This is a genomic window from Rhodanobacter sp. FW102-FHT14D06, assembly GCF_043950705.1.
In the GTDB taxonomy this organism is placed as follows: Bacteria; Pseudomonadota; Gammaproteobacteria; order Xanthomonadales; family Rhodanobacteraceae; genus Rhodanobacter.
In genome coordinates this window covers 1,090,057-1,109,965 of record NZ_CP170722.1, presented here as the reverse complement: position 1 = coordinate 1,109,965, position 19,909 = coordinate 1,090,057, and the positions used below count along the sequence as shown (strand labels likewise).

Below are 19,909 nucleotides of genomic sequence, written 5' to 3'. Positions count from 1 at the left end.
CTGGCGCCGACCGGTGGCCTACCGCGAGGCGACCTGGCGCCGGCGCGTGGTCGGGCCGGCTAGAACAGGCTGATCACGCCGACCAGGGCCAGCACGGCCAGCAGGAACAGGATCACGAAGCACGCGAACAGCACCTTGGCGATGGTCGCGGTGGCGCCGGATACGCCGCCGAAGCCGAGCCAGCCGGTGATCAGCGAAATGATGGCGAAGATGATGGCCCACTTCAGCATGCGGTCCTCCGGAAGGCGATGGGGTTTCCGGAGGTTGTAGCGGGAGCGGCGTGAAGGCCGCGCATCGCCGACCGGGCGGCGCGTCAGCCGGCCAGGCGGGCCTTGATGCGTGCGGAGACCACGCCCATGTCGGCGCGGCCGGCGGCCTTGTCCTTCACCGCGGCCACCACCTTGCCCATGTCCCGCGGCGAGCTGGCGCCGGTGTCGGCGATCGCGGCGGCGATCAGCGCGTCGATCTCGGCTTCGCCCAGCTTGGCGGGCAGGTAGGTTTCGATGACGGCCATCTCGGCGCGCTCCACCTCGGCCAGGTCTTCGCGCTGGGCAGCGACGTACTGGCTGACCGAGTCCTTGCGCTGCTTCATCATCTTTTCCAGTACGGCGAGCACCTGGCCATCGTCCAGCTCGATGCGCTCATCCACCTCGCGCTGCTTGATCGCCGCGAGCATCAGCCGGATCACGCCCAGCCGCGGCTTGTCGCCGCCGCGCATGGCGGTCTTCATGTCCTCGGTGAGCTGCTGCTTGAGCGTCATGGCGATGCCTCGTTGGGTGGAATTCCGATTCGTCGGAAACGGCAAAGCCGGCGTTGTCCCTGGGAACAACGCCGGCCATGGCCTATCCGGATGCTTGCGGCGGCAGCGAGAACCCGCGCCTGCCGCATGACTGTTGCCGCTCGACCCGCCGACGCGCGGCGGGGAGGGCGCTCAGTACAGGCGGACCTTGCGCGAAACGTCGCGCGAGAGGCGACGCAGGTGGCGCTTGACGGCGGCAGCGCGCTTGCGCTTGCGCTCCTGGGTCGGCTTTTCGTAGAACTCGCGCTTGCGCGTCTCGGCCAGCACGCCGGCCTTCTCGCAGGTACGCTTGAAACGACGCAGTGCGATCTCGAACGGCTCGTTCTCGCGAACTTTTACGTTGGGCATGGAAACTCCAGGTGGTAATCTGCCCGCCTGTGCGGGACAGTGGAAAGTGGTGAGCCGCGAATTATACCGTGGATAACAAAGAATTTTCAAAGCCGGCCCACCGGCCGGTGCTGGGCATCGAGAGCTCCTGCGACGAGACCGGCGTAGCCATCCTGCGCTGGCAGCCGGATGCCCCGGGGGCGGGCCTGCTGGCCCATACCCTGTACAGCCAGATCAAGTTGCACGCCGATTACGGCGGCGTGGTGCCCGAGCTGGCCAGCCGCGACCACGTGCGCAAGCTGCTGCCGCTGATCCGCGAGGCGCTGGCGCAGGCCGGGCTGGGCGTGCGCGATCTCGGCGGGGTGGCCTACACGGCCGGTCCCGGCCTGGTCGGCGCGCTGCTGGTGGGGGCCTCGGTGGGCCGCGCGCTGGCCTGGGCGCTGGACGTGCCGGCCGTCGCCGTCCACCACATGGAAGGCCACCTGCTGGCCCCGCTGCTGGAGCAGGACCCGCCGCAGCCGCCGTTCGTGGCCTTGCTGGTGTCCGGCGGCCATTCGCTGCTGGTCGAGGTCAAGGCGATCGGCCAGTACACCATCCTGGGCGACACCCTGGACGACGCCGCCGGCGAGGCCTTCGACAAGACCGCCAAGCTGATGGGCCTGCCCTACCCGGGCGGACCGGCGCTGGCGAAACTGGCCGAACAGGGCCGGCCGGGGGTGTTCCGCTTCTCGCGGCCGATGACCGACCGGCCCGGGCTGGATTTCAGCTTCTCCGGCCTGAAGACCCAGGTGCTGCTGGCCTGGCAGAAATCGGACCAGAGCGAGCAGACCCGCGCCGACGTGGCCCGCGCCTTCGAGGAGGCGATCGTGGAGACGCTGATCATCAAGTGCCGCCGCGCCTTGCAGGCCTGCGGCGCGCAGCGGCTGGTGATTGCCGGCGGTGTCGGTGCCAACCGCCGGCTGCGCGCGGAGCTGGCCGCGGCCGGCGAACACGACGGGTTCCGGGTGTATTTCCCGCGGCTGGCGTTCTGCACCGACAACGGCGCGATGATCGCCCTGGCCGGCGCGATCCGCCTGGCCGGCGGCCAGCATCAGGACGCCACCGTGCAGGTGCGTCCGCGCTGGGATCTGCAGACGCTGCCGGCGGCCTGAGTTGCCGCAGGGCGGGCAGTGTCCGCCCTGAGGACGCGCCGCGACTACGCGCTCACCATTGCGTGCGCCCGGGCAGCAAGCCCTTCAGCTCCGCGTCGGTGAGGTTGCGCCACTGGCCGGGTTTCAGGTGGGCCAGCTTCACGTTGTCGATGCGCACGCGGCGCAATTGGGTCACGCGATAGCCGAACGCCGCCGCCATCAGGCGGATCTGCCGGTTCAGGCCCTGGGTCAGCACGATGGCGAAGCCGAACTTCGCGATCCGGCGCACGCGGCAGCGCTGGGTCAGCTGGCCGTGGATGCGCACGCCCTTGCTCATGCCGGCGATGAACTCGTCGGTGACCGCCTTGTTCACGCCGACCAGGTATTCCTTCTCGTGGTGGTTTTCCGCGCGCAGGATCTCGTTGACGATGTCGCCATTGCTGGTGAGCAGGATCAACCCTTCGGAATCCTTGTCCAGCCGGCCGATCGGGAAGATCCGCTGCGGGTGGTCGACGAAATCCACGATGTTGCCGGCCACGCTCTGGTCGGTGGTGCAGGTGATGCCGACCGGCTTGTTCAGCGCGATGTAGACCGCCTTCTTCGCCGCCGGCGTGGCGGCCAGCACGCGCGCCCGGACGATCTCGCCATCCACGCGCACCTCGTCGCCGTCCAGCGCCTTGGCGCCAGTGCCGACCACCTCGCCGTTGATGCTCACGCGCCCGGCCAGCAGCCACTCGTCGGCTTCGCGGCGCGAACACAGCCCGGCTTCGCTGATGTACTTGTTCACGCGCATAAGGCAGGAGTGGGTGACGAGGAGTGAGAAATGAGAGGCTTCTGGTGCGGAAGGGGAGGGCGAGGCGAGGGGTGGCTTTCTCTCACTCCTCACTCCTCGTCACTCACTCCTCGCTCTACGATCTCAGCCCCACGCCGCGCCTGAGCAGTTGCAGCGCCGCGATCGACAGCCCCGCGATGAACCCCAGCATCACCGCGAAGGCCCAGCCCACCGACACGTCGCTGATGCCGAGCACGCCGTAGCGGAACGCGTTGACCATGTACAGGATCGGATTGGCGTGGGAAATGGCGCGCCACGGCTCGCCCAGCATGTTGATCGAGTAGAACACGCCGCCCAGGTAGGTCAGCGGCGTGATCACGAAGGTGGGCACCAGGGCGATGTCGTCGAACTTGCTGGCGAACACCGCGTTGATGAACCCGGCCAGCGCGAAGATCACCGCACCCAGCAGCACCGCGGCCAGCGCGGTCAGTGGGTGCGCCACGTGCAGCGACGTGAAGAACAGCGCGACCACCAGCACCAGCGCGCCGACCACCAGGGCGCGTGCGACCGCGCCGATCACGTAACCGCAGAGGATCGCCCAGTTGGCCATCGGGGCCACCAGCATCTCCTCCACCGAGCGTTGGAACTTGGCGCCGTAGAACGAGCTGGAGATGTTCATGTAGCTGTTGTTGATAATCGACATCATCACCAGGCCGGGCACGATGTATTGCATGTACGGGAAGCCGTCGACCGTGCCGATGCGGCTGCCGATCAGCTTGCCGAAGATGATGAAGTACAGCGTCATCGTGATGACGGGCGGGATCAGCGTCTGGGTCCAGATGCGCAGGATGCGCACGATTTCGCGCCGCGCGACGGTGTACAGCGCGACCAGGTTGGTGGAACTGCTCATGCCGCCTTCTCCCGCTCCGGGGTGCGGCCTTGTTCGACCAGCCGCACGAACAGTTCCTCCAGCCGATTGGTCTTGGTGCGCATCGAATGCACCGTGATGCCGTGGTGGGTGAGTGCGCTGAACAGCGTGTTGAGATCCTGCTTGCGGGCCATCTCGGCCTCCAGGGTGCGCTCGTCGATGCGGCGCAGAGCGATGCCGGCCACGGTCGGCAGCTCGCCCGGCGGTTCGGCCAGGTCGAGCACGAAGGTTTCCACGTCCAGCGTCGCCAGCAGGCGCTTCATGCTGGTGTTCTCGATGATGGTGCCGTGGTCGATGATCGCGATGTTGCGGCACAGCGACTCGGCTTCCTCCAGGTAATGCGTGGTCAGGATCACCGTGGTGCCGGCCGCGTTGATGGCGCTGACGAAGTGCCACATCGAACGGCGGATCTCGATGTCCACGCCGGCGGTGGGCTCGTCCAGGATCAGCAGCTTGGGCTCGTTCATCATCGCGCGGGCGATCATCAGGCGGCGCTTCATGCCGCCGGACATCTCGCGCGCCTGGTGGAACGCCTTGTCCCACAGGCGCAGTTCCTTCAGGTATTTCTCGGCGCGTTCGGCGGCGGGCTTGCGCGGGATACCGTAGAAGCCAGCCTCGTTGACGCAGATGTCGAACGGCTTCTCGAACTGGTTGAAGTTGATCTCCTGCGGCACCAGCCCGATCAGCTGCATCGCCGCACTGCGCTCGCGCATGACCGAGCGGCCGAACACCAATGCATCGCCGCTGCTGGCGTTGACCAGCGAGGAGAGGATGCCGATCAGGGTCGACTTGCCCGCGCCATTGGGGCCGAGCAGGGCGAAAAAGTCGCCCTGCTGCACGGTGAGGCTGACGCCCTTGAGCGCTTCCACGCCGTTGCGGTAGACCTTGCGCAGGTTGTCGACGACCAGCGCGGGGGGCGAATCGTTTTGGGTGAAGGACATGGGCTGCGCCAAGGGGGACAAGCCGCTTATTATACGGGGCTGACCATCACCGTCCGGGCCCGCCCGACGCACACACTGTTTCGGGAAAACCATGGCCGAATCCTTCCAGCTCCGTCTCGTCGACGCCCGCATGCTCGCACCGACGGTGCGCCACCTGGTGTTCGAGCGTGTCGACGGGCAACCGCTGGCGTTCCAGCCGGGCCAGTTCCTGCAGGTGCATTTCCACTACGACGACGGCACGCCGACCAAGCGCAGTTATTCGGTGGGCAGCGTGGGCGACGGCTCCTCGCCCGTGCCGCACATCGAGATCGCGGTGAGCTACGTCGAAGGCGGCGCCGCGACGAAGCTGCTCGGCGAGCTGCCGGTCGGCGGCGTGATCGACGCCAGTGGCCCATACGGCCGCTTCTGCCTGCAGGAGGCCGACACCCACCCGCGCTACCTGCTGCTGGCCACCGGCACCGGGGTCACCCCGTACCGCGCGATGCTGCCGCAGATCGAGAAACTGCTGGCGGGCGGCAATCGCGAAGTGGTGCTGCTGTACGGCGCCCGCAACGAAACCGAACTGCTCTACGGCGAGGAGTTCGAGGCGTTCGCGCAGCGCCACCCCGGCTTCCTGTTCCACGGCTGCCTCAGCCGCGAGGCCCGCGCCGTGCCGCGCCCCGGCGATCGCGCCGGCCACGTGCAGCACGTGCTGGCCGAACTCGGGCCCAGCGCCGAACGCGACATCGCCTACCTCTGCGGCAACCCCAACATGGTCGATGCCGCCTACGCCGCCCTGCAGGAGTTCGGCCTGCCGGTGAAACAGATCCGCCGCGAGAAGTACATCTCCTCCCGCTGACGTCGCCGACCTTCCCGGTTCACGCCTCTTCCACGCGCGCATCACGCGCGGGGCGGTATGCAGGCGGACATGGAAGCGGCATGGCGTTCTTGCCCGGCTGAAACGTGACGCACATCACAGTTTGCGATGCGCGCCGGCTCCGCCGCTAAAGCCCGCACAAGCGCTGCCGAAAAGCCACTTGAGTCGCCCCGTCACAGGCGGGTTTGCGCAAGAGGTGCAGGGCATGAGGAGTTCGTGGAGCAGCAACGTGGTCGGAGGCGCATGGATGGCGCTGGCTCTGCTGGGCGCCTTCTCGGTGGCCAAGGCCGCCAGTGGGCGCATCTCGTTTTCCGGCGCGGTGGTCGAACCGACCTGTACCGTGCCGGCCCACTACCTTGCCGCCAGCATCGCCGCCCCGGCCGTAGACGCCCGCGCGCCGCTGCGACTCGCCTGCGGCCAGACCGCGACCGATCCCGGGCGGCCGTATTCGCGCGTGGTGCTGGATCTGGATGCGACGCGTGTCGCCGGCGATCGCCTGCTGACCTATTTCACCCGCAACCAGCATGGCGCAACCGCCGCGAAGCTTGTCGTGCACACCTACGAGTGAGGAGGGGTCGGGCCCGCCATCCGGCGTTGTCGCGCGTCCTTCAGGGGTAGGTCAACGTATAGGTGGCTGTCGCCGTGACCGACCCCGATGCAAGCGCTCCCGTGGTCCGGTAGTAGCGTGCGACCAGCGGGATCTGCGACGCACCACTGGCCGCGTTGAAGGTGACGGCCGTGCCCAGCGCGACCGGATTGCCGCTGGTTCCCGGCGCGCCGTTCCAGACGATCTGGATACCGACTCCCGTTGCCGTCCCGCTGTTCGACAACACGCCGTTGGGTCGGTTGACCGGGTTGGTCGAGTCCAGCGTGATCGCCAGCTTGGCGTTTGCCGAGCAGGTCAGCGGGATCGCGAAAGGCTTGTCACCCGTGGTCACGCCGGTCCCGCCGGCGAGAGCGCTGATGGTGACCGTCGGCAGCGGCACGGTCAGGCTTGACGGCACGCTGCAGGCCGGGGCCACGAAAGTCAGCGATCCGGCCAGCACGATGGATGCGTCGACAATGTTGTTGCTGACGGTGCCGGCCTGAAAGTCGGCGAGTGCGCCGGACACCACCGTGCCGTCGGCGATATTGCCGGTCTTCACCAGCTCGACCGTGACGGGGTCCGCTTCAGTCCAGGTGGAGCTGCCGTCCAGGCTCTGGAACGGCCAGGGGCCGATGAGTCCGGGGTAGCTGCCCGAAGTCTGGGTGATCCGGAAGCTGATGCCGGTGGTGCCGATCGGGAACAGGTATTGCCCGGCAGCGGGAGTCGCGCCGGCACGGTTCGTCAGGCCCCAGTAGTTCTGGTTGCCGTTGCACTTGAAACTCACCGGTTGGCTGATTCCGGTCAGGCCGGAGGTGTAGAGCGTGGCGCCCACCGGGATGCCGGGATCGTTGACGATGGTCGCCGGGACGCCAACGGAATACGTGCCTGTTGAGTCGCCACGGCTGAAGGAGCAGCCGGCATGCGCGACGGGCGTTGCCGCCAGCAGGGCGCAAGCCAGCAGCAGGAGCCACCGGTTCGGCAATCGGAATGCCCGCGGGATGGAGGTGATGGGACCGTTGCTCATGGGCGGGCCTCTGCAAGCTTTGCTCGAAGGTCGGGTGCGACGCAGGTGGCCTCGATCCGCCGGATTCCCGCAGCCGTGCCGTTCGACTTTGCGAGGTCATAGGGGAGGGTGCATGAATGCGATGCGCCATCATCCGTTTGCCAGTTCACCCGCAGCGAGCCGCTGTCGTTCGGCAATCGCGCCATGATCTGCCCGGCCTGGCCGACCACGCCCACCAGCGTGCCGCGCGCGTCATCCACTTCGGCACCGAACGGCAGCGTGTTGCCGTCGGCCAGGCGGGTCTGGATCAGCACGAAGCGGCCGCTTTCGCTCTTGAACTTGATCAGCACCACCGCGCCGGCGCGCGGCGCGATCTGTGCGCTGGTGTTGTCCAACTGCACGTCCAGCGACAGGCCGGTGGGGTCGATGTCGATGCGGTTGAGCTGGTACGGGGTGAGGTACGGGATCAGCGCATAGCCGTTGTGCCCGATCCTCACGCCCGCGGCGTTGATGACCCGCGCGCCGGCGGCGTCCCGTGCCTCGACGAGGCCCACGGTGTCGCCCAGCGACTGGCCGAAGGTGACGCCGCCGGGATGCGCGACGATGCCGCCGGCCAGGTTGAACGAGGCCTGCGAATAGCCGCTGCCCGCGCCGACGCCGACGTTGACCTGCACGTGGCTGCCGCGATAGCCGGCGTTGACGCTGCCGCTGGTGCCCACCGAGCCGCTGTCGCGACCGTTGTCGTGGGTAGCGGTGACGCCGTAGTTGAACTGGTCGTTGCTGCCGGCGGTGCCGCTGACGGTGGCCTGCTCCTGCGTGGCGTCGCTGCCGGTGCGGCTCAGCGCGCCGGTGAGGATCGGCGCATGCGCGCCGTTGCCCAGCGGGATCGTGAGGTTGAGCATGAAGCGGTTTTCGCTGCGCCCGAACAGGTTGCGCTCGCGGCTGGCCGAGACGTTGTAGTTCAGCCGGCCCACCGAGTTGTTGTAGCCGACCTGGAACTGGGTGTCGGTGCCACCGCGGTTCCAGTAGTCGCGCGCCGAACCGGTGACGTACAGCGAGCCGCCGGTCGCGCCCAGGCGCTGGCTGAGGTTGATGCTGAAATTGTTGCGCTGGCGATCGACGCCCACGGTGTCCAGCGCGCCGGTGTAGTTGATGCCGGCCAGCGCCGCCTGCTGCTGCGGGGTGAGCAGGCCGGCCACCGGCACGCCGTTGATCAGGATCGGCCGGGCCGGGCCGCTGGCGAACACCGGCAGGCCGCGTTGCGCGTAGTCGCGCGCGCGCGCCGCATCGCGCAAAGTCAGGTAGCCGCTGGTGGAATAGCGATAGGCCGCCACCGACAGCGAGGTGCCGGTGGGCGCCATGATCTTGCTGTAGCTCAGCCGTACGCTCTGGCCGGACATGGTGTCGAGGCCGGGGATGCGCGTGCGCGCGCCGGTGATGTCCATCGCGAACGCGCCGTAGCGGGTGTTGAGCGCGCTGCCCAGCAGCATGGCGCCGTAACCTTCCGAGCCCACCACGCCGGCATAGCCGGTGAGCAGGTTGGTGAAGCCGTGCTGCAGGGTGGCCTGCACCACGTTCGGCTCGTCCTCGATGGTCTGCTCGCGCATCTGCCCCGCCGCGATGCTGAAGCGGTTGACGCCGGGGCGCAGCAGCTGCGGCACCGAGGCGTAGGGCACCGAGAAGCTGTGCACGCGGCCGCTGGCTTCGGTCACGCTGACTTCGAGATCGCCGCCGTAGCCGGTCGCATAGAGGTCGTCGATCACGAACGGGCCGGGCGCGACCGTGGTCTGGTAGATCAGCATGCCGTTCTGGCGCACCACCACCTTGGCGTTGCTGTCGGCCACGCCGCGCACGGTGGGTGCGTAGCCGCGCAGCGACTGCGGTTGCATGCGGTCGTCGGTGGCGATCTGCACGCCGCGCAGGCCGAAGCTGTCGAAGATCTCCCCGCTGGTCCAGGAGTCGCCCACGGTCAGCTGCGCGCGCAGTGCGGTCAGGTCGCGTTGGGCGTAGGTGGCGATGTTCTGCCAGTGGTGCGTGGAGCCGGCCGCGCCGGTGCCCGATTGCCAGTCCAGCGTCGAGTCGTGGCGGACCCGCCAGGCGCCCAAGTTGATGCCGGCATCCAGGCCCAGGTAGGTCGAGGTCTGGTGCAGGCCGCCGGCGCCGGTGCGGTAGCTGTTCAAGTTGTAGTTGAGCAGGCCCGCGGTCACGCCTTCGTCCCAGTACTGCGGGTCGACATAACCGCGCGCCACGCGGCCCAGGAACGCCTGCGGCACGCTGGCGTCCAGTCGCAGGTCGCCGAGGTCGAAGCCGAGGCTGGCGCCCGGGATCACGCGCGTGATGTCGACGCAGGCGGCAGGGTCGGCCATTTCCGCAAGCAGCGCGTCGGAGAGATCGGCCGGGTGCAGGCCCAGGGTGTCCAGCAGCGCCGGGGTCACGCAGGGCGTGGCGCTGGCGTCGGGCGAGGGCGCGGCCAGGCGCACGTCGCGGCGGCCGACCGGCGCGTCGTTGAGGTAGATGTCGACGCTGTAGTTTCCGGCAGGCACGAAATTGCCGCGTTCGAAGCGCGACAGGTCGGTGGTGTTCTGGCCCGCGCCGGCGAGCATGCTGCGGTCGAAGTTGGCATCCGCCGCGTCGGCCGCGGCGCCGGCGTCGGCGTTGGCCGCGGCAGCGTGGGCGGCACCGGCGGCGGTGGCCAGCGCCAGCAGGATCGACAACGCCAGCCGACGGCTGGCGACTGCGCGCGCGCGGGGCGTCGATGCGCGGGCGCGTGCGCGCTTCACGGCGTGATCGTGCCCTGGTTGGCGTCGGCGGCGCCGAAGTCGTTGATCGTGGTGAACGCGACGGCGGTGCCGGCGGCAGGGGCCGGTGCGCCTTCGGCAAGCGGCAGGCGCAAGGTCGACAGCGGCGCGACCATGCCCGCGTCGGTCGCCAACGCCGCCTTGCCGGCACTCAGCGACACCTTGCTGAACGTGACGTGGTAAGGCGTCGGGTTGTGCGCCACCAGCGCATGGCCGTCGCTGGCCACCGACCAGGTGATCTGCGAGGCGGCGGTCAGCGGGTTGCCGGCCAGGCCGGCCGGGCGGAAGAACAGCTTCAGCCGCGACCGCACGGCGAACTGCAAGGTGTTCTGCGTCTCGCCATTGACGGTGCCGGGCTTGGGCGGGATCTCCAGCACGTTCAGCCAGAACAGCGACTCGCGATCCGTCGGCAGCGGCTGGCCGGTGTAGACGATGCGCAGGCTCTGGCCCTTGCCGGCGTTCATGCGGAACAGCGGCGGCGTGATCAGGAACGGCACGCGCGCGGTGTCGGGGGTGGAATCGGGGTTGCCGGCGTCGATCCAGGCTTCGACCAGGGCTGGTTGCTGGCCGTTGTTGTTCAGGCGCACGGTGACTTCGCCACTGGCGGCCGGGAACACCACGCGGGTGCCGCCGATCACGACGCTGGCATCGGCCGCGCCACTGAAGGCCGTCAAGGCAATCAGCATGGCGCCAAGGGCGAGCAGGTTCTTCATCGGAGGGTTCCCGGGATGGTGGGGCGGTGATGGCGGCTGGCAAAAAAACGGCGCGCTGCAGCCGCCATGGCGACTGCGGCGCGCCGATGTCGCGCTTACTGGTAGCTCAGGGTGAAGTTGACGGTCGAGGCGACCAGGCCGGCGGTGGCCGCGGCGCTGGCGGCGACGTAGCGGGCGTTCATGGCCACGCTGCCGCTGCCGCTGGTGACGTTGATCACCGGAGCATTGGCGCCGCTGGACGCGTTGATCAGGGAGGCGCCATTGAGCAACTGGATCTGCACGTTGGAGCCGCCGACGACGGTGTTCTTCAGGTTGCCGGTGCCGGCGTCGATGTTGCTGCCGCTGAAGCTCATCGCGGCGGTGGTGGTGTTGGTGTCGCAGCCGGTCAGCGCAACGGTGAACGGCGTGGTGCCGGCGGTGGCGCCCACGGTGCCCAGGCTGGCGGTCATCACGGTGGGCAGCGCCACGGTGGCGCCGCCATTGACGGCGACGGTGCAGGTGTCGGACAGCACCTTGCCGGAGATGGTGATGGTGCCGGTGTTGGCTGCCTGGGCGGTCGGCGCGAAGGCGGTGGCGGCGATCACGGCGACCAGTGCGGTGGAAAGCAGAGTCTTGTTCATGGTGTTCCTCGTTGGATGGATGGTTTCGGGATTTCGCCATCACCGCACGAGGTAAAGCCCGTTGGCGGCAAGGCATCTGGTAAACCGGCGGGTTCTGGCGAAATTCATCCCCCCGGATGAAATGCAGACCACGATCTACCGTGGCTTGCGGTGGCTAAAGCAACCGGCATGCCAATCATCCTGATCGTCCGGATTCCCCCTCGCCGCCACGACCTGCCGTGTGGTTTTTCTGCCGTAGGGCAAAAAATTGGCAGCGTTTGTCGGCGTTCCCCTACAGATTGCGTCACACGAAGTGCCAACTGCGTCACAAATTGTACTGATATATGAGGCTTGAGCAACCGCAATTCGTCTGACAGCTTAACTTTGGTCAAGTAGGCTTGACACCATTCAGCCGGCCCGATAGCTTCGCGGCGGGAAGATTGCCTGCGCGTCCGGAGCCCGCCGTGAACCCCCTTCGCCAGCGGCGAATCCCTCTCCCGCCGTCGTGCCCGCGGCTGCGGACAGCCGGAAAACCGGTCACGCCGGCATCCGCTTTGCCTTTTCTCGCTGTTGATCCGATGGCCCGCTTCGCCGTGGGCAGGCGCTTCGTCTTCTCGCGGAAAGTGCCGGGCAACAAGCTCGCCCCGCTGCAAGGCCGATCGATGCCGGAGTCCCGCCGATGAACAACTGCCTGCGCGAGTTGCGCGGCGAACAGGCATGGTCGCAGGCCGAGCTGGCCGAACGCCTGGCCGTGTCGCGGCAAACGGTGAACGCGATCGAGACCGGCAAGTACGACCCCGGCCTGCCGCTGGCGTTCCGGATTGCGCGCCTGTTCGGGCGGCCGATCGAGTCGATCTTCCTGCCCGGCGTGGATGTCGCCGGGCAGGGTCGGGGGCGCCGGCCGACCTAGCGCGGCGGCGCGGTCAACTCGCGCGCATCCAGGCTGCCGTCATGGTTGCGGTCCAGCCGATGGAACTGGCGGCGCAGGTTGTCCTGGAATGCCGGGAGCGAAATCGGCTCGCCGCGGCGGCCCGGCAACTCGTCGGTTTCCAGCACGCCGTCGCCGTTGGCATCCATCTGCGCGAAGCCGCGGCTCATGTACTGGACGTATTCGGCGACGCTGACCTTGCCGTCGCCGTCGCGATCGAAGAACCCCAGGTAGGCGACGCGCGAATCCTGCGCGTGCGCAAGGGCTGCCAGCCACAGCAGCGGCACGGCGCACCAGCAGGGGCGCATGTTCAGCGGGCGCTGCCGTGGATGCCGATGAACTGCAGGAACTCGTTGCGCGTGCGCACATCGTCGCGGAAGCTGCCCAGCATCTGGCTGGTCACCATCGACACGCCGCGCTTGTGCACGCCGCGGGTGGTCATGCACTGGTGGCTGGCGTCGATCACCACCGCCACGCCGCTGGGCTGCAGGGTTTCCTGGATGCAATGGGCGATCTGCGCGGTGAGTTTCTCCTGCACCTGCAGGCGGCGTGCGAAGCCGTCGACCACGCGGGCCAGCTTGCTGATGCCGACCACGCGGTTGGTCGGCATGTAGCCGACGTGGGCGCGGCCGATGATCGGCGCCAGGTGGTGCTCGCAATGGCTCTCGAACTGGATGTCGCGCAGCACCACCATCTGGTCGTAGCCGGCCACTTCCTCGAAGGTGCGCCGCAGGAACTCCGCCGGGTCCGATTCGTAGCCCGAGAACCAGTCCCGGTAGGCCTTGGTCACCCGCTTGGGCGTGTCCAGCAGGCCCTCCCGCGTGGGGTCGTCGCCGGCCCAGCGCAGCAGGATACGCACCGCGTCCTCGGCCTGCTGCTGACTGACTTCCTGGGAATGATGCTCTTCGTTCATGCGGGGGCCTCGGGATGGCTGATTTGCCAGTTTAACGTTCCCAACCTGATGACGTCTGTGTCGCCGGGGTTCCCGCGCGGGGAGGCCATTGTCAGTCTGACAAGACATGATGTAATGTATAACGTACACAACGTCCGATGGAGATGACACCATGTCGCGCAACCTGCGCTACTTCGTCCTGGTTCCGCTGTCCGTGGCGGCGTTCTACGTGCTGTTCGTGCTGCCCGACGTGGATCTGGGCTGGCCCGGCGGGCTGGCCGTGCTTGGTGGCGCCTGGCTGGTCTGGTACCTGCTCTGGGCCACACTCCAGGAATCCGCCGCGATGGCGGCCCGGGACGAGTCGGTGGCACCGGTGTCGCCGGGCGAGCAGCGGGCCTGGATCGGCCTGGTCTTCACCGCGGCCATCGGCGCCTACTACCTCCTGCGCGGTTCGCAGATGGTGGCTGCGGATGGGTCGATGGCGCCGGAGGCCTCGGCGATCGGCCGGCACATCGGCATGCTGGTGGTCGGCTGGCTGGTGGTGATGCAGCTGCTGCGGCATCGCTGGCGCGACACGGTGGAACAGGACGAGCGCGATCGCCAGATCGAGGCGCGCGCCTGCGGTTGGGCGCGGGTCGGCTTGTCGGTGTTCGTGATCGGCCTGGCCGTGATGTTCGCGTTCTCGCCGCTGGAACGCCTCGCCTGGGCCCGGCCGATGGCGGTCGCCAACCTGCTGATCGTCGGCCTGATGGCGTCGTGCCTGCTGGAATACCTGGCCACCGGCATGGCCTACTGGCACGACCGGCGCAGCGCATGAGCGGCACGCCGATCGACAACAGCATCCGCAAGCTGCGCTTCGAGCATGGCGAAATGACCCAGCAGGCGCTGGCCGATGCCTGCGGCATCACGCGGCAGACGGTGATCGCGCTGGAAGGCGGCAAATACGCGCCGTCGCTGGAGCTGGCCTTCCGTATTGCCCATGCGTTCGGCGTGGGGGTGGAGGACGTGTTCCGCTGGCGACGCTGAGGCTCAGTCGGCCGCCGGTTCGTCGCCGTCCTCCGTGGCGGGGGCGGTATCGAGAAGTTGCTGGCTGACCTCGCCGGGCAGTGTTTCGACGCCGCGCAGCCTGCGTTCGATCGCGCGCGTGCGCACGCCCGTCGCATCGATCTGGTTGCTGGCCTGGTCCAGATTCTTCTTGACCTTGTCCAGCACGGCGCCGAACTTGCCGAACTCGGTCTTGACCGCACCCAGCAGCTGCCACACCTCGCTGCTGCGCTTCTCGATCGCCAGCGTGCGGAAACCGGCCTTGAGGCTGGTCAGGATCGCCGCCAGCGTGGTCGGTCCGGCCACGGTGATGTGGTGTTCGCGCTGCAGCGACTCGAACAGGCCCGGCCGCCGCAGCACTTCGGCGAACAGGCCTTCGGTCGGCAGGAACAGGATGGCGAAATCCACCGTATGCGGCGGCACCACGTATTTGCTGCGGATGCGCTTGGCCTCCTCGCGCACGCGCCGTTCCAGCGCGTTGGCGGCATCGGCGGCGGCCGCGGCATTGGCGTTCTCGTGGGCTTCCTGCAGGCGCTGGTAGTCCTCGAGTGGAAACTTCGCGTCGATCGGCAACCACAGCGCGGCGCCATCGACGCCGTTGGGCATGTGGATGGCGTACTCCACCCGCGCGTCTGAGTTGGGTGCGACGGCCACGTTGACCGCGTACTGGTCGGGCGTCAGCAGCTGTTCGAGCAGCGCGCCGAGCTGGGTCTCGCCCAGCACGCCGCGGGTCTTCACGTTGCCCAGCACGCGCTTGAGGTCGCCCACGCCGACGGCCAGGCCCTGCATCTCGCCAAGGCCGCGCTGCACCGCCTCCAGCCGCTCGGAGACCAGCTTGAACGATTCGCCGAGGCGATTTTCCAGCGTGGCGTGCAGCTTCTCGTCCACGGTGGCGCGCATCTGCTCCAGCTTGGCCGCGTTGTCCTGCTGGATCGCGCCGAGCTTGGCCTCCAGCGTGGCGCGCACCTCGCCCATGCGCTTCTCGTGTTCGGCGCTGAGTGCGGCGAGGCGCTGCTGCTGCTGTTCGCCGAAGCGGTTGAGCGCGAGCGTGGTCTCCGCGCGGCTCTTGCGCGCGTCCTCCGCGAGTTGCTGCGCCAGGGTCTGCAGACCCTGGCTGGTGCCGTCGGTGAGCGCAGCCAGGCGCTGGCCGAAGCCCTCGATGCGCTCGGCCTGCTGCTGCGACATGCCGCCGAGCTGCTCCCCCACATGGCCGCGGAAACGGTCGAAACCCTGTTGCAACTCCTCCCGACCGGCGCGTTGCTCCTCGCGCAGGGTGCGCTCGACCCGGGCACTGTCGTCCTTCAGTGCATCCAGTTTTGCGCTCACGCCCGCGCCGTCGCGGCCGCGCAGCAGCGTGACGAGCTGCAACAGCAGCACCAGCACAAGCAGGATGACGAGGACGATCTGCAGGATCTCGTTGAGTGGCATGGAACGTTTCCCGGGTTCGATGCATCCAGTGTACGTCGAGCCGTCTCATGGCCTGCGCCGGCGTTTCACGCTGGAATGGCGGGCGTGGTGCATGATGGGCGGAGTGCTTGTTCAAGGAGAAGGTCATGGAACATGTCCACGATTACCTGATCATCGGCGCAGGCATGGCCGCCGATGCGGCCGCCAAGGCGATCCGCGAGGTCGATCCGGCGGCCGACGTCGGCCTGGTCGGCGACGAGACCTCGGCGCCGTACCAGCGCCCGCCGCTCAGCAAGGGGCTGTGGAAGGGCGACAAGTCGCCCGCCGACGTCGACCTGGCCACCGCGGCCAGCGGCGCCACCCTGCATCTCGGCCGGCGGATCGAATCGCTCGACCGCGCCACCCGCGTCGCGCGCGACGACCGCGGCGACACCTACCGCTATCGCCGCCTGCTGCTGGCCACCGGTGCCACGCCGCGGCAGCTGCCGTTCGAGGGCGGCAAGCGGCTGATCCATTACCGCATGCTGGCGGATTACCAGGCGCTGCACGGTTTCGCGCAGCCCGGCGCGTACATCGCGGTGATCGGCGGCGGCTTCATCGGCTGCGAACTGGCTGCCTCGCTGGCCGCGCTGGGTTGCAAGGTCAGCCTGCTGTTTCCCGGCGAGCTGCTGGGGGCAGGACGTTATCCCGAGGGACTGGCGCGTTTCATCACCGACTACTTTGCGCGCCATGGCGTGGACGTGCGACCCGGCGCGCAGGTCACCGGCAGCAATCCCACGGATGGCGGCGTGGAGCTGAGCCTGTCCGACGGCACGTTGCTGCGCGTGGAGGCCGCCGTGGCCGGCATCGGCGTGACGCCGAACGTCGCGCTGGCCGAACAGGCGGGGCTGGCGGTGGACAACGGCATCCTGGTCGATGCGCAGCTGCGCACCAGCGATCCGGACATCTGGGCCGCCGGCGACGTGGCCAATTTCCACAGCGTGAGCCTGGATCGCCGGATGCGCGTGGAGCACGAGGACGCCGCCGTCGGCATGGGCCGGCTCGCCGGCCGCGCGATGGCCGGGATCGCGGAAGAGTACGTCACCCAGCCGTTCTTCTACTCCGACCTGTTCGACCTGGGTTACGAGGCGGTGGGCCTGCTCGATACGCGGCTGGAGGTGGTCGAGGACTGGCGCGAACCGAACCGCGAAGGCGTGGTGTATTACCTCGACGGTGGGCGCGTGCGCGGCGTGCTGCTGTGGAACACGTGGGACCAGGTGGACGCGGCGCGCGCGCTGATCGCCGAGCCCGGCCCGTTCGACGCCGCCTCGTTGCGCGGCCGGCTGCCGCGCAAATCCTGACCCGCGCCGCGTTGTTGCAGAAAAAAGCCGGAATCCCTCAATCCACCCGGCAGAACACTGCCTTCAGGTAGCGCCCTTCCGGCACGTCGGTGCGGAACGGGTGGTCGGCGCCGGCGCCGCGCACTTCCAGCACCTGGATCGTGCGGCCGGCGTTGAGCGCCACCCGGCGCAGCATCTCCAGGAACTCGCCTTCGCCGACCAGGCCGGTGCACGAGCAGGTCAGCAGCAGGCCGCCGGACGGGATGATGTCCAGCGCCATGCGGTTCATCGCGAAGTACTTCTTCAGCGCGTCCATCACCTTGCTGCGGTCGCGGGTGAGCTTGGCCGGGTCGAGGATCACCGCGTCGTACTTCTCGCCGCGCGCGACGGCGGCGCGCACCCAGTCGAAGATGTCGGATTGCTCGAACGTCACCGCGACCTGGTTCGCTTCCGCATTCGCGCGGGCGACTTCCAGGATGCCCGCGTCCAGATCCACGCCGACCGCCTCGCGCGCACCGCCGGCCATCGCGTGCACGGCGAAGCCGCCGGCGTTGCAGCACAGGTCGAGCACGCGGCGGCCTTTCGCCAGCTCGGCGAAGCGCTTGCGGTTGTCGCGCTGGTCGGCGAAGAAGCCGGTCTTGTGGCCGAGCCCCGGCGCGGCGTGGAAGCGCAGGCCGTGTTCGTGCACCTCGAACGGCGCCGGCACCTCGGGGCTGCGACAGTCGAACGACTCCTGCTTCTGCACGTGCGACTCGGCGAACCAGTACAGCTGCGCGCCGGGGAAGTGGGTGAGCAGGGCGGCGTGGATCGCTTCGCGAAAACGCCACATGCCGGCAGCGAAGTATTCGATGACGATGACGTTGGCGTAGCGATCGACGATCAGGCCGGAAAGGTCGTCGCCTTCGCTGTGCACCACGCGCCAGGCATCGCTGACCTCGTCGAGCTGCAGCCACTCGCGGCGCAGCTGCACCGCGCGGGCGATGCGCGCGGCGATCCAGTCGGCGTCGATCACGGCATCCGGATGCGTGTCCAGCAGGCGAAGGGCAATGCGCGCATGGCCGTTCCAGAATGCACAGCCGACGAAACGCCCCTTCGCATCCTGCACCTCGACCACGCTGCCCGGCGGCAGCTTTGACTCGGGCTTGTGCAGTTGTGCCGACCATACCCACGGGTGGCCGGGAGCACGATCGGATTTCAGGCGGATGACGGGAAGCGCTGCGGGCGTATTCATCCGCGCATGATAGCGGCCCCTGTTGCTCCCCCCGCTTTGCAGGGAGGGAGCCAGGCGTCAGCGCAGGCGCAGCACCAGCCAGGAGAGCAGGGCGAGCAGGTTGATGCCCAGGCGCGACACCGACGGGCCGGCGACCGCGAGCACGAAACCCTGGCTGCCGAGGTGCCAGTCCAGTCCCAGCCGCGGCGTGGCCTGCAGGGTGGCAAACACGTTGATGAAGGCGCCGCAGTGCAGGCCGTAGCTGAACACCGGCAGGGCGATCAGCGGCAATTGCAGCAACTGCGCCCAGCGCGACAGCCGCACGCCATGCTCGGTGCCGGCCACCAGCTGGACGCCGGCGGCGAGCACGAAACCGTACAGCACCAGGCCGATCAGGGCGATCACGCCGTCATGCGCGCCGAACGGCAACAGCCGCCGCAGCATCGCCGCCACGCCGTACAGGCCGCCGGCGATTTCGAGGACGCCGATCAGGCGGAACAAGGTGGTGCGCATGCAAGAAACTCCTGAAAGCAAGTCGTTGGATTGTAGGAGCCCGCTCGCGGGCGATGTTCCTGCTGCATCCCGAATCCGGGAACCGCATCGCCCGCGAGCGGGCGCCTACGAGGGGGCGCCGAGCTCGTCGGCCAGTTCATGCAGGTCGGCGACGTGCTGGTCCCACCAGCGCGATTCGGCGACGAAGGGGAACGCGGCAGGAAACGCCGGATCGTGCCAGCGTGCGGCGATCCAGCCGGCGTAGTGCAGCTGGCGCATCGCGCGCAGTGCCGGGATCAGCGCCAGTTCGCCGTCGTCGAAATCGCGGAACTGGCGGTAGCCTTCGAGCACGGCATCCATCGCGCGCTCGTCGTTGGCCAGCATCCACAAGTCCTGCACCGCCGGGCCGGTGCGGGCGTCGTCGAGGTCGACGAAATGCGGTCCGGCGTCGGTCCACAGCACGTTGCCGGGGTGGCAGTCGCCGTGCAGGCGCAGCTGGCGCACCGGACCGACCGCCTCCAGGCGCGCGGCGATGGCGGCATCCAGGCGAGTCGCTGCCGCGCGGTAGTTCCCCTGCAGCGAGGTCGGCAGCAGCGACGAGTCGAGCACCGAGCACAGCGGCTGCTGCACCATGGTGTCGCGATCGAGCCGGCCGCGGTGGACGAACGGCGCACGCGCGCCGACCACGTGCATGCGCGCGATCAGCCGGCCCAGCCACTGCAGCTGGTCGACGGCTTCCAGTTCGGGTGCGCGGCCGCCGCGGCGCGGCGTCAGCGCGTAACGGAAGCCGCCGTGCAGCAGCAGGGTGCGGCCGTCGAATGCCAACGGCGCGACCACCGGCAATTCGGCCTCGGCCAGCTCCTGCGCGAACGTGTGCTCCTCGATGATCGCCGCATCGCTCCAGCGGCCGGGCCGGTAGAACTTCGCGATCACCGGCGGCGAGTCTTCCAGGCCCACCTGCCAGACCCGGTTCTCGTAACTGTTCAGCGCCAGCAGGCGTCCGTCCGGCCACAACCCGCAGGCGCTCACGGCATCGAGCACCAGGTCGGGGGTGAGGCTGGCGTAGGGCGCGTCGGCGGTCATGTCGGCGGGAGTGCCGATCTCACCGGTGCGCACCGGTCGTCATTCCCGCGAAAGCGGGAATCCATGGGTTCACGAGGTAAAA

The 19,909-nt window shown here is 68.5% G+C and carries 23 protein-coding genes; 7 read left to right on the top strand and 16 right to left on the bottom strand.

Annotated features, from left to right (window positions below; genetic code table 11):
* Nucleotides 1–59 precede the first annotated feature (59 nt).
* From ACFCQI_RS05300 to rpsU, 3 genes are all read right to left on the bottom strand, one after another.
* On the bottom strand, nt 60–230 hold the full coding sequence (locus tag ACFCQI_RS05300) for a DUF1328 domain-containing protein (protein ID WP_136257740.1): 171 nt from the start codon (nt 228–230) through the stop codon (nt 60–62).
* 83 nt (nt 231–313) lie between these two features.
* Nucleotides 314–760 (bottom strand): GatB/YqeY domain-containing protein, encoded by a 447-nt coding sequence (locus ACFCQI_RS05295; protein ID WP_395120336.1) that lies wholly within the window; start codon nt 758–760, stop codon nt 314–316.
* Nucleotides 761–931: 171 nt separating this feature from the next.
* The gene (gene rpsU / locus ACFCQI_RS05290) at nt 932–1,147 is read right to left on the bottom strand and encodes a 30S ribosomal protein S21 (protein WP_007081639.1); all 216 of its coding nucleotides are present in this window, start codon (nt 1,145–1,147) and stop codon (nt 932–934) included.
* 68 nt (nt 1,148–1,215) lie between these two features.
* On the opposite strand from rpsU, the gene tsaD reads away from it, so the two are divergent.
* Nucleotides 1,216–2,277 (top strand): tRNA (adenosine(37)-N6)-threonylcarbamoyltransferase complex transferase subunit TsaD, encoded by a 1,062-nt coding sequence (gene tsaD / locus ACFCQI_RS05285; RefSeq protein WP_395120335.1) that lies wholly within the window; start codon nt 1,216–1,218, stop codon nt 2,275–2,277.
* Nucleotides 2,278–2,329: 52 nt separating this feature from the next.
* Here the strand turns inward: tsaD and ACFCQI_RS05280 are convergent, their stop codons facing one another.
* From ACFCQI_RS05280 to ACFCQI_RS05270, 3 genes are all read right to left on the bottom strand, one after another.
* On the bottom strand, nt 2,330–3,049 hold the full coding sequence (locus ACFCQI_RS05280; RefSeq protein WP_395120334.1) for a pseudouridine synthase: 720 nt from the start codon (nt 3,047–3,049) through the stop codon (nt 2,330–2,332).
* Between the two features lie 115 nt (nt 3,050–3,164).
* Complete coding sequence (locus ACFCQI_RS05275) at nt 3,165–3,938, bottom strand: ABC transporter permease (RefSeq protein ID WP_395120333.1); 774 nt, start codon at nt 3,936–3,938, stop codon at nt 3,165–3,167.
* Complete coding sequence (locus ACFCQI_RS05270; protein ID WP_395120332.1) at nt 3,935–4,897, bottom strand: ABC transporter ATP-binding protein; 963 nt, start codon at nt 4,895–4,897, stop codon at nt 3,935–3,937. Before ACFCQI_RS05270 ends, ACFCQI_RS05275 begins: the two co-directional genes overlap by 4 nt.
* A 91-nt stretch (nt 4,898–4,988) precedes the next feature.
* Here ACFCQI_RS05270 and ACFCQI_RS05265 point away from each other — a divergent pair, with 91 nt between their 5' ends.
* Both ACFCQI_RS05265 and ACFCQI_RS05260 read left to right on the top strand, forming a co-directional pair.
* Complete coding sequence (locus tag ACFCQI_RS05265) at nt 4,989–5,735, top strand: ferredoxin--NADP reductase (RefSeq protein ID WP_395120331.1); 747 nt, start codon at nt 4,989–4,991, stop codon at nt 5,733–5,735.
* A gap of 223 nt (nt 5,736–5,958) precedes the next feature.
* The gene (locus ACFCQI_RS05260; RefSeq protein ID WP_395120330.1) at nt 5,959–6,321 is read left to right on the top strand and encodes a hypothetical protein; all 363 of its coding nucleotides are present in this window, start codon (nt 5,959–5,961) and stop codon (nt 6,319–6,321) included.
* 40 nt (nt 6,322–6,361) lie between these two features.
* Here the strand turns inward: ACFCQI_RS05260 and ACFCQI_RS05255 are convergent, their stop codons facing one another.
* The 4 genes from ACFCQI_RS05255 to ACFCQI_RS05240 form a co-directional block, all read right to left on the bottom strand.
* On the bottom strand, nt 6,362–7,363 hold the full coding sequence (locus ACFCQI_RS05255) for a fimbrial protein (protein ID WP_395120329.1): 1,002 nt from the start codon (nt 7,361–7,363) through the stop codon (nt 6,362–6,364).
* Entirely contained in the window at nt 7,360–10,122 is a 2,763-nt protein-coding gene (locus tag ACFCQI_RS05250; RefSeq protein WP_395120328.1) for a fimbria/pilus outer membrane usher protein, read from the bottom strand. Before ACFCQI_RS05250 ends, ACFCQI_RS05255 begins: the two co-directional genes overlap by 4 nt.
* On the bottom strand, nt 10,119–10,853 hold the full coding sequence (locus ACFCQI_RS05245) for a molecular chaperone (RefSeq protein ID WP_395120327.1): 735 nt from the start codon (nt 10,851–10,853) through the stop codon (nt 10,119–10,121). The genes ACFCQI_RS05250 and ACFCQI_RS05245 overlap by 4 nt, the downstream gene beginning before the upstream one ends.
* 95 nt (nt 10,854–10,948) lie before the next feature.
* On the bottom strand, nt 10,949–11,473 hold the full coding sequence (locus ACFCQI_RS05240) for a fimbrial protein (RefSeq protein ID WP_395120326.1): 525 nt from the start codon (nt 11,471–11,473) through the stop codon (nt 10,949–10,951).
* Nucleotides 11,474–12,131: 658 nt separating this feature from the next.
* On the opposite strand from ACFCQI_RS05240, the gene ACFCQI_RS05235 reads away from it, so the two are divergent.
* Nucleotides 12,132–12,362 (top strand): helix-turn-helix transcriptional regulator, encoded by a 231-nt coding sequence (locus ACFCQI_RS05235; RefSeq protein WP_395120325.1) that lies wholly within the window; start codon nt 12,132–12,134, stop codon nt 12,360–12,362.
* Here ACFCQI_RS05235 and ACFCQI_RS05230 read toward each other — a convergent pair.
* Both ACFCQI_RS05230 and folE read right to left on the bottom strand, forming a co-directional pair.
* On the bottom strand, nt 12,359–12,688 hold the full coding sequence (locus ACFCQI_RS05230) for an EF-hand domain-containing protein (RefSeq protein ID WP_395120324.1): 330 nt from the start codon (nt 12,686–12,688) through the stop codon (nt 12,359–12,361). The genes ACFCQI_RS05235 and ACFCQI_RS05230 overlap by 4 nt on opposite strands.
* Before the next feature lie 2 nt (nt 12,689–12,690).
* A complete protein-coding gene (folE, locus tag ACFCQI_RS05225) occupies nt 12,691–13,293 on the bottom strand; it encodes a GTP cyclohydrolase I FolE (RefSeq protein WP_395120323.1) in 603 nt (200 codons plus the stop codon).
* Nucleotides 13,294–13,444: 151 nt separating this feature from the next.
* Between folE and ACFCQI_RS05220 the strand changes: the two genes are divergently transcribed.
* Nucleotides 13,445–14,089 carry a hypothetical protein gene (locus tag ACFCQI_RS05220; RefSeq protein WP_395120322.1) on the top strand — a complete coding sequence of 215 codons (645 nt, stop codon included), beginning with the start codon at nt 13,445–13,447 and terminating at the stop codon, nt 14,087–14,089.
* Nucleotides 14,086–14,298 carry a helix-turn-helix transcriptional regulator gene (locus ACFCQI_RS05215; protein WP_395120321.1) on the top strand — a complete coding sequence of 71 codons (213 nt, stop codon included), beginning with the start codon at nt 14,086–14,088 and terminating at the stop codon, nt 14,296–14,298. The genes ACFCQI_RS05220 and ACFCQI_RS05215 overlap by 4 nt, the downstream gene beginning before the upstream one ends.
* A gap of 3 nt (nt 14,299–14,301) precedes the next feature.
* Here the strand turns inward: ACFCQI_RS05215 and rmuC are convergent, their stop codons facing one another.
* Nucleotides 14,302–15,744 carry a DNA recombination protein RmuC gene (rmuC, locus tag ACFCQI_RS05210; protein ID WP_395120320.1) on the bottom strand — a complete coding sequence of 481 codons (1,443 nt, stop codon included), beginning with the start codon at nt 15,742–15,744 and terminating at the stop codon, nt 14,302–14,304.
* A gap of 125 nt (nt 15,745–15,869) precedes the next feature.
* On the opposite strand from rmuC, the gene ACFCQI_RS05205 reads away from it, so the two are divergent.
* Entirely contained in the window at nt 15,870–17,063 is a 1,194-nt protein-coding gene (locus tag ACFCQI_RS05205; protein ID WP_395120319.1) for an NAD(P)/FAD-dependent oxidoreductase, read from the top strand.
* A 37-nt stretch (nt 17,064–17,100) separates the two neighbouring features.
* Here the strand turns inward: ACFCQI_RS05205 and ACFCQI_RS05200 are convergent, their stop codons facing one another.
* From ACFCQI_RS05200 to ACFCQI_RS05190, 3 genes are all read right to left on the bottom strand, one after another.
* Nucleotides 17,101–18,273, bottom strand: coding sequence for a class I SAM-dependent rRNA methyltransferase (locus tag ACFCQI_RS05200; protein ID WP_395120318.1), 1,173 nt, complete (start codon nt 18,271–18,273; stop codon nt 17,101–17,103).
* 57 nt (nt 18,274–18,330) lie between these two features.
* Complete coding sequence (locus ACFCQI_RS05195) at nt 18,331–18,765, bottom strand: hypothetical protein (RefSeq protein WP_395120317.1); 435 nt, start codon at nt 18,763–18,765, stop codon at nt 18,331–18,333.
* A gap of 105 nt (nt 18,766–18,870) precedes the next feature.
* A complete protein-coding gene (locus tag ACFCQI_RS05190; protein WP_395121263.1) occupies nt 18,871–19,827 on the bottom strand; it encodes a serine/threonine protein kinase in 957 nt (318 codons plus the stop codon).
* Nucleotides 19,828–19,909: the final 82 nt, after the last annotated feature.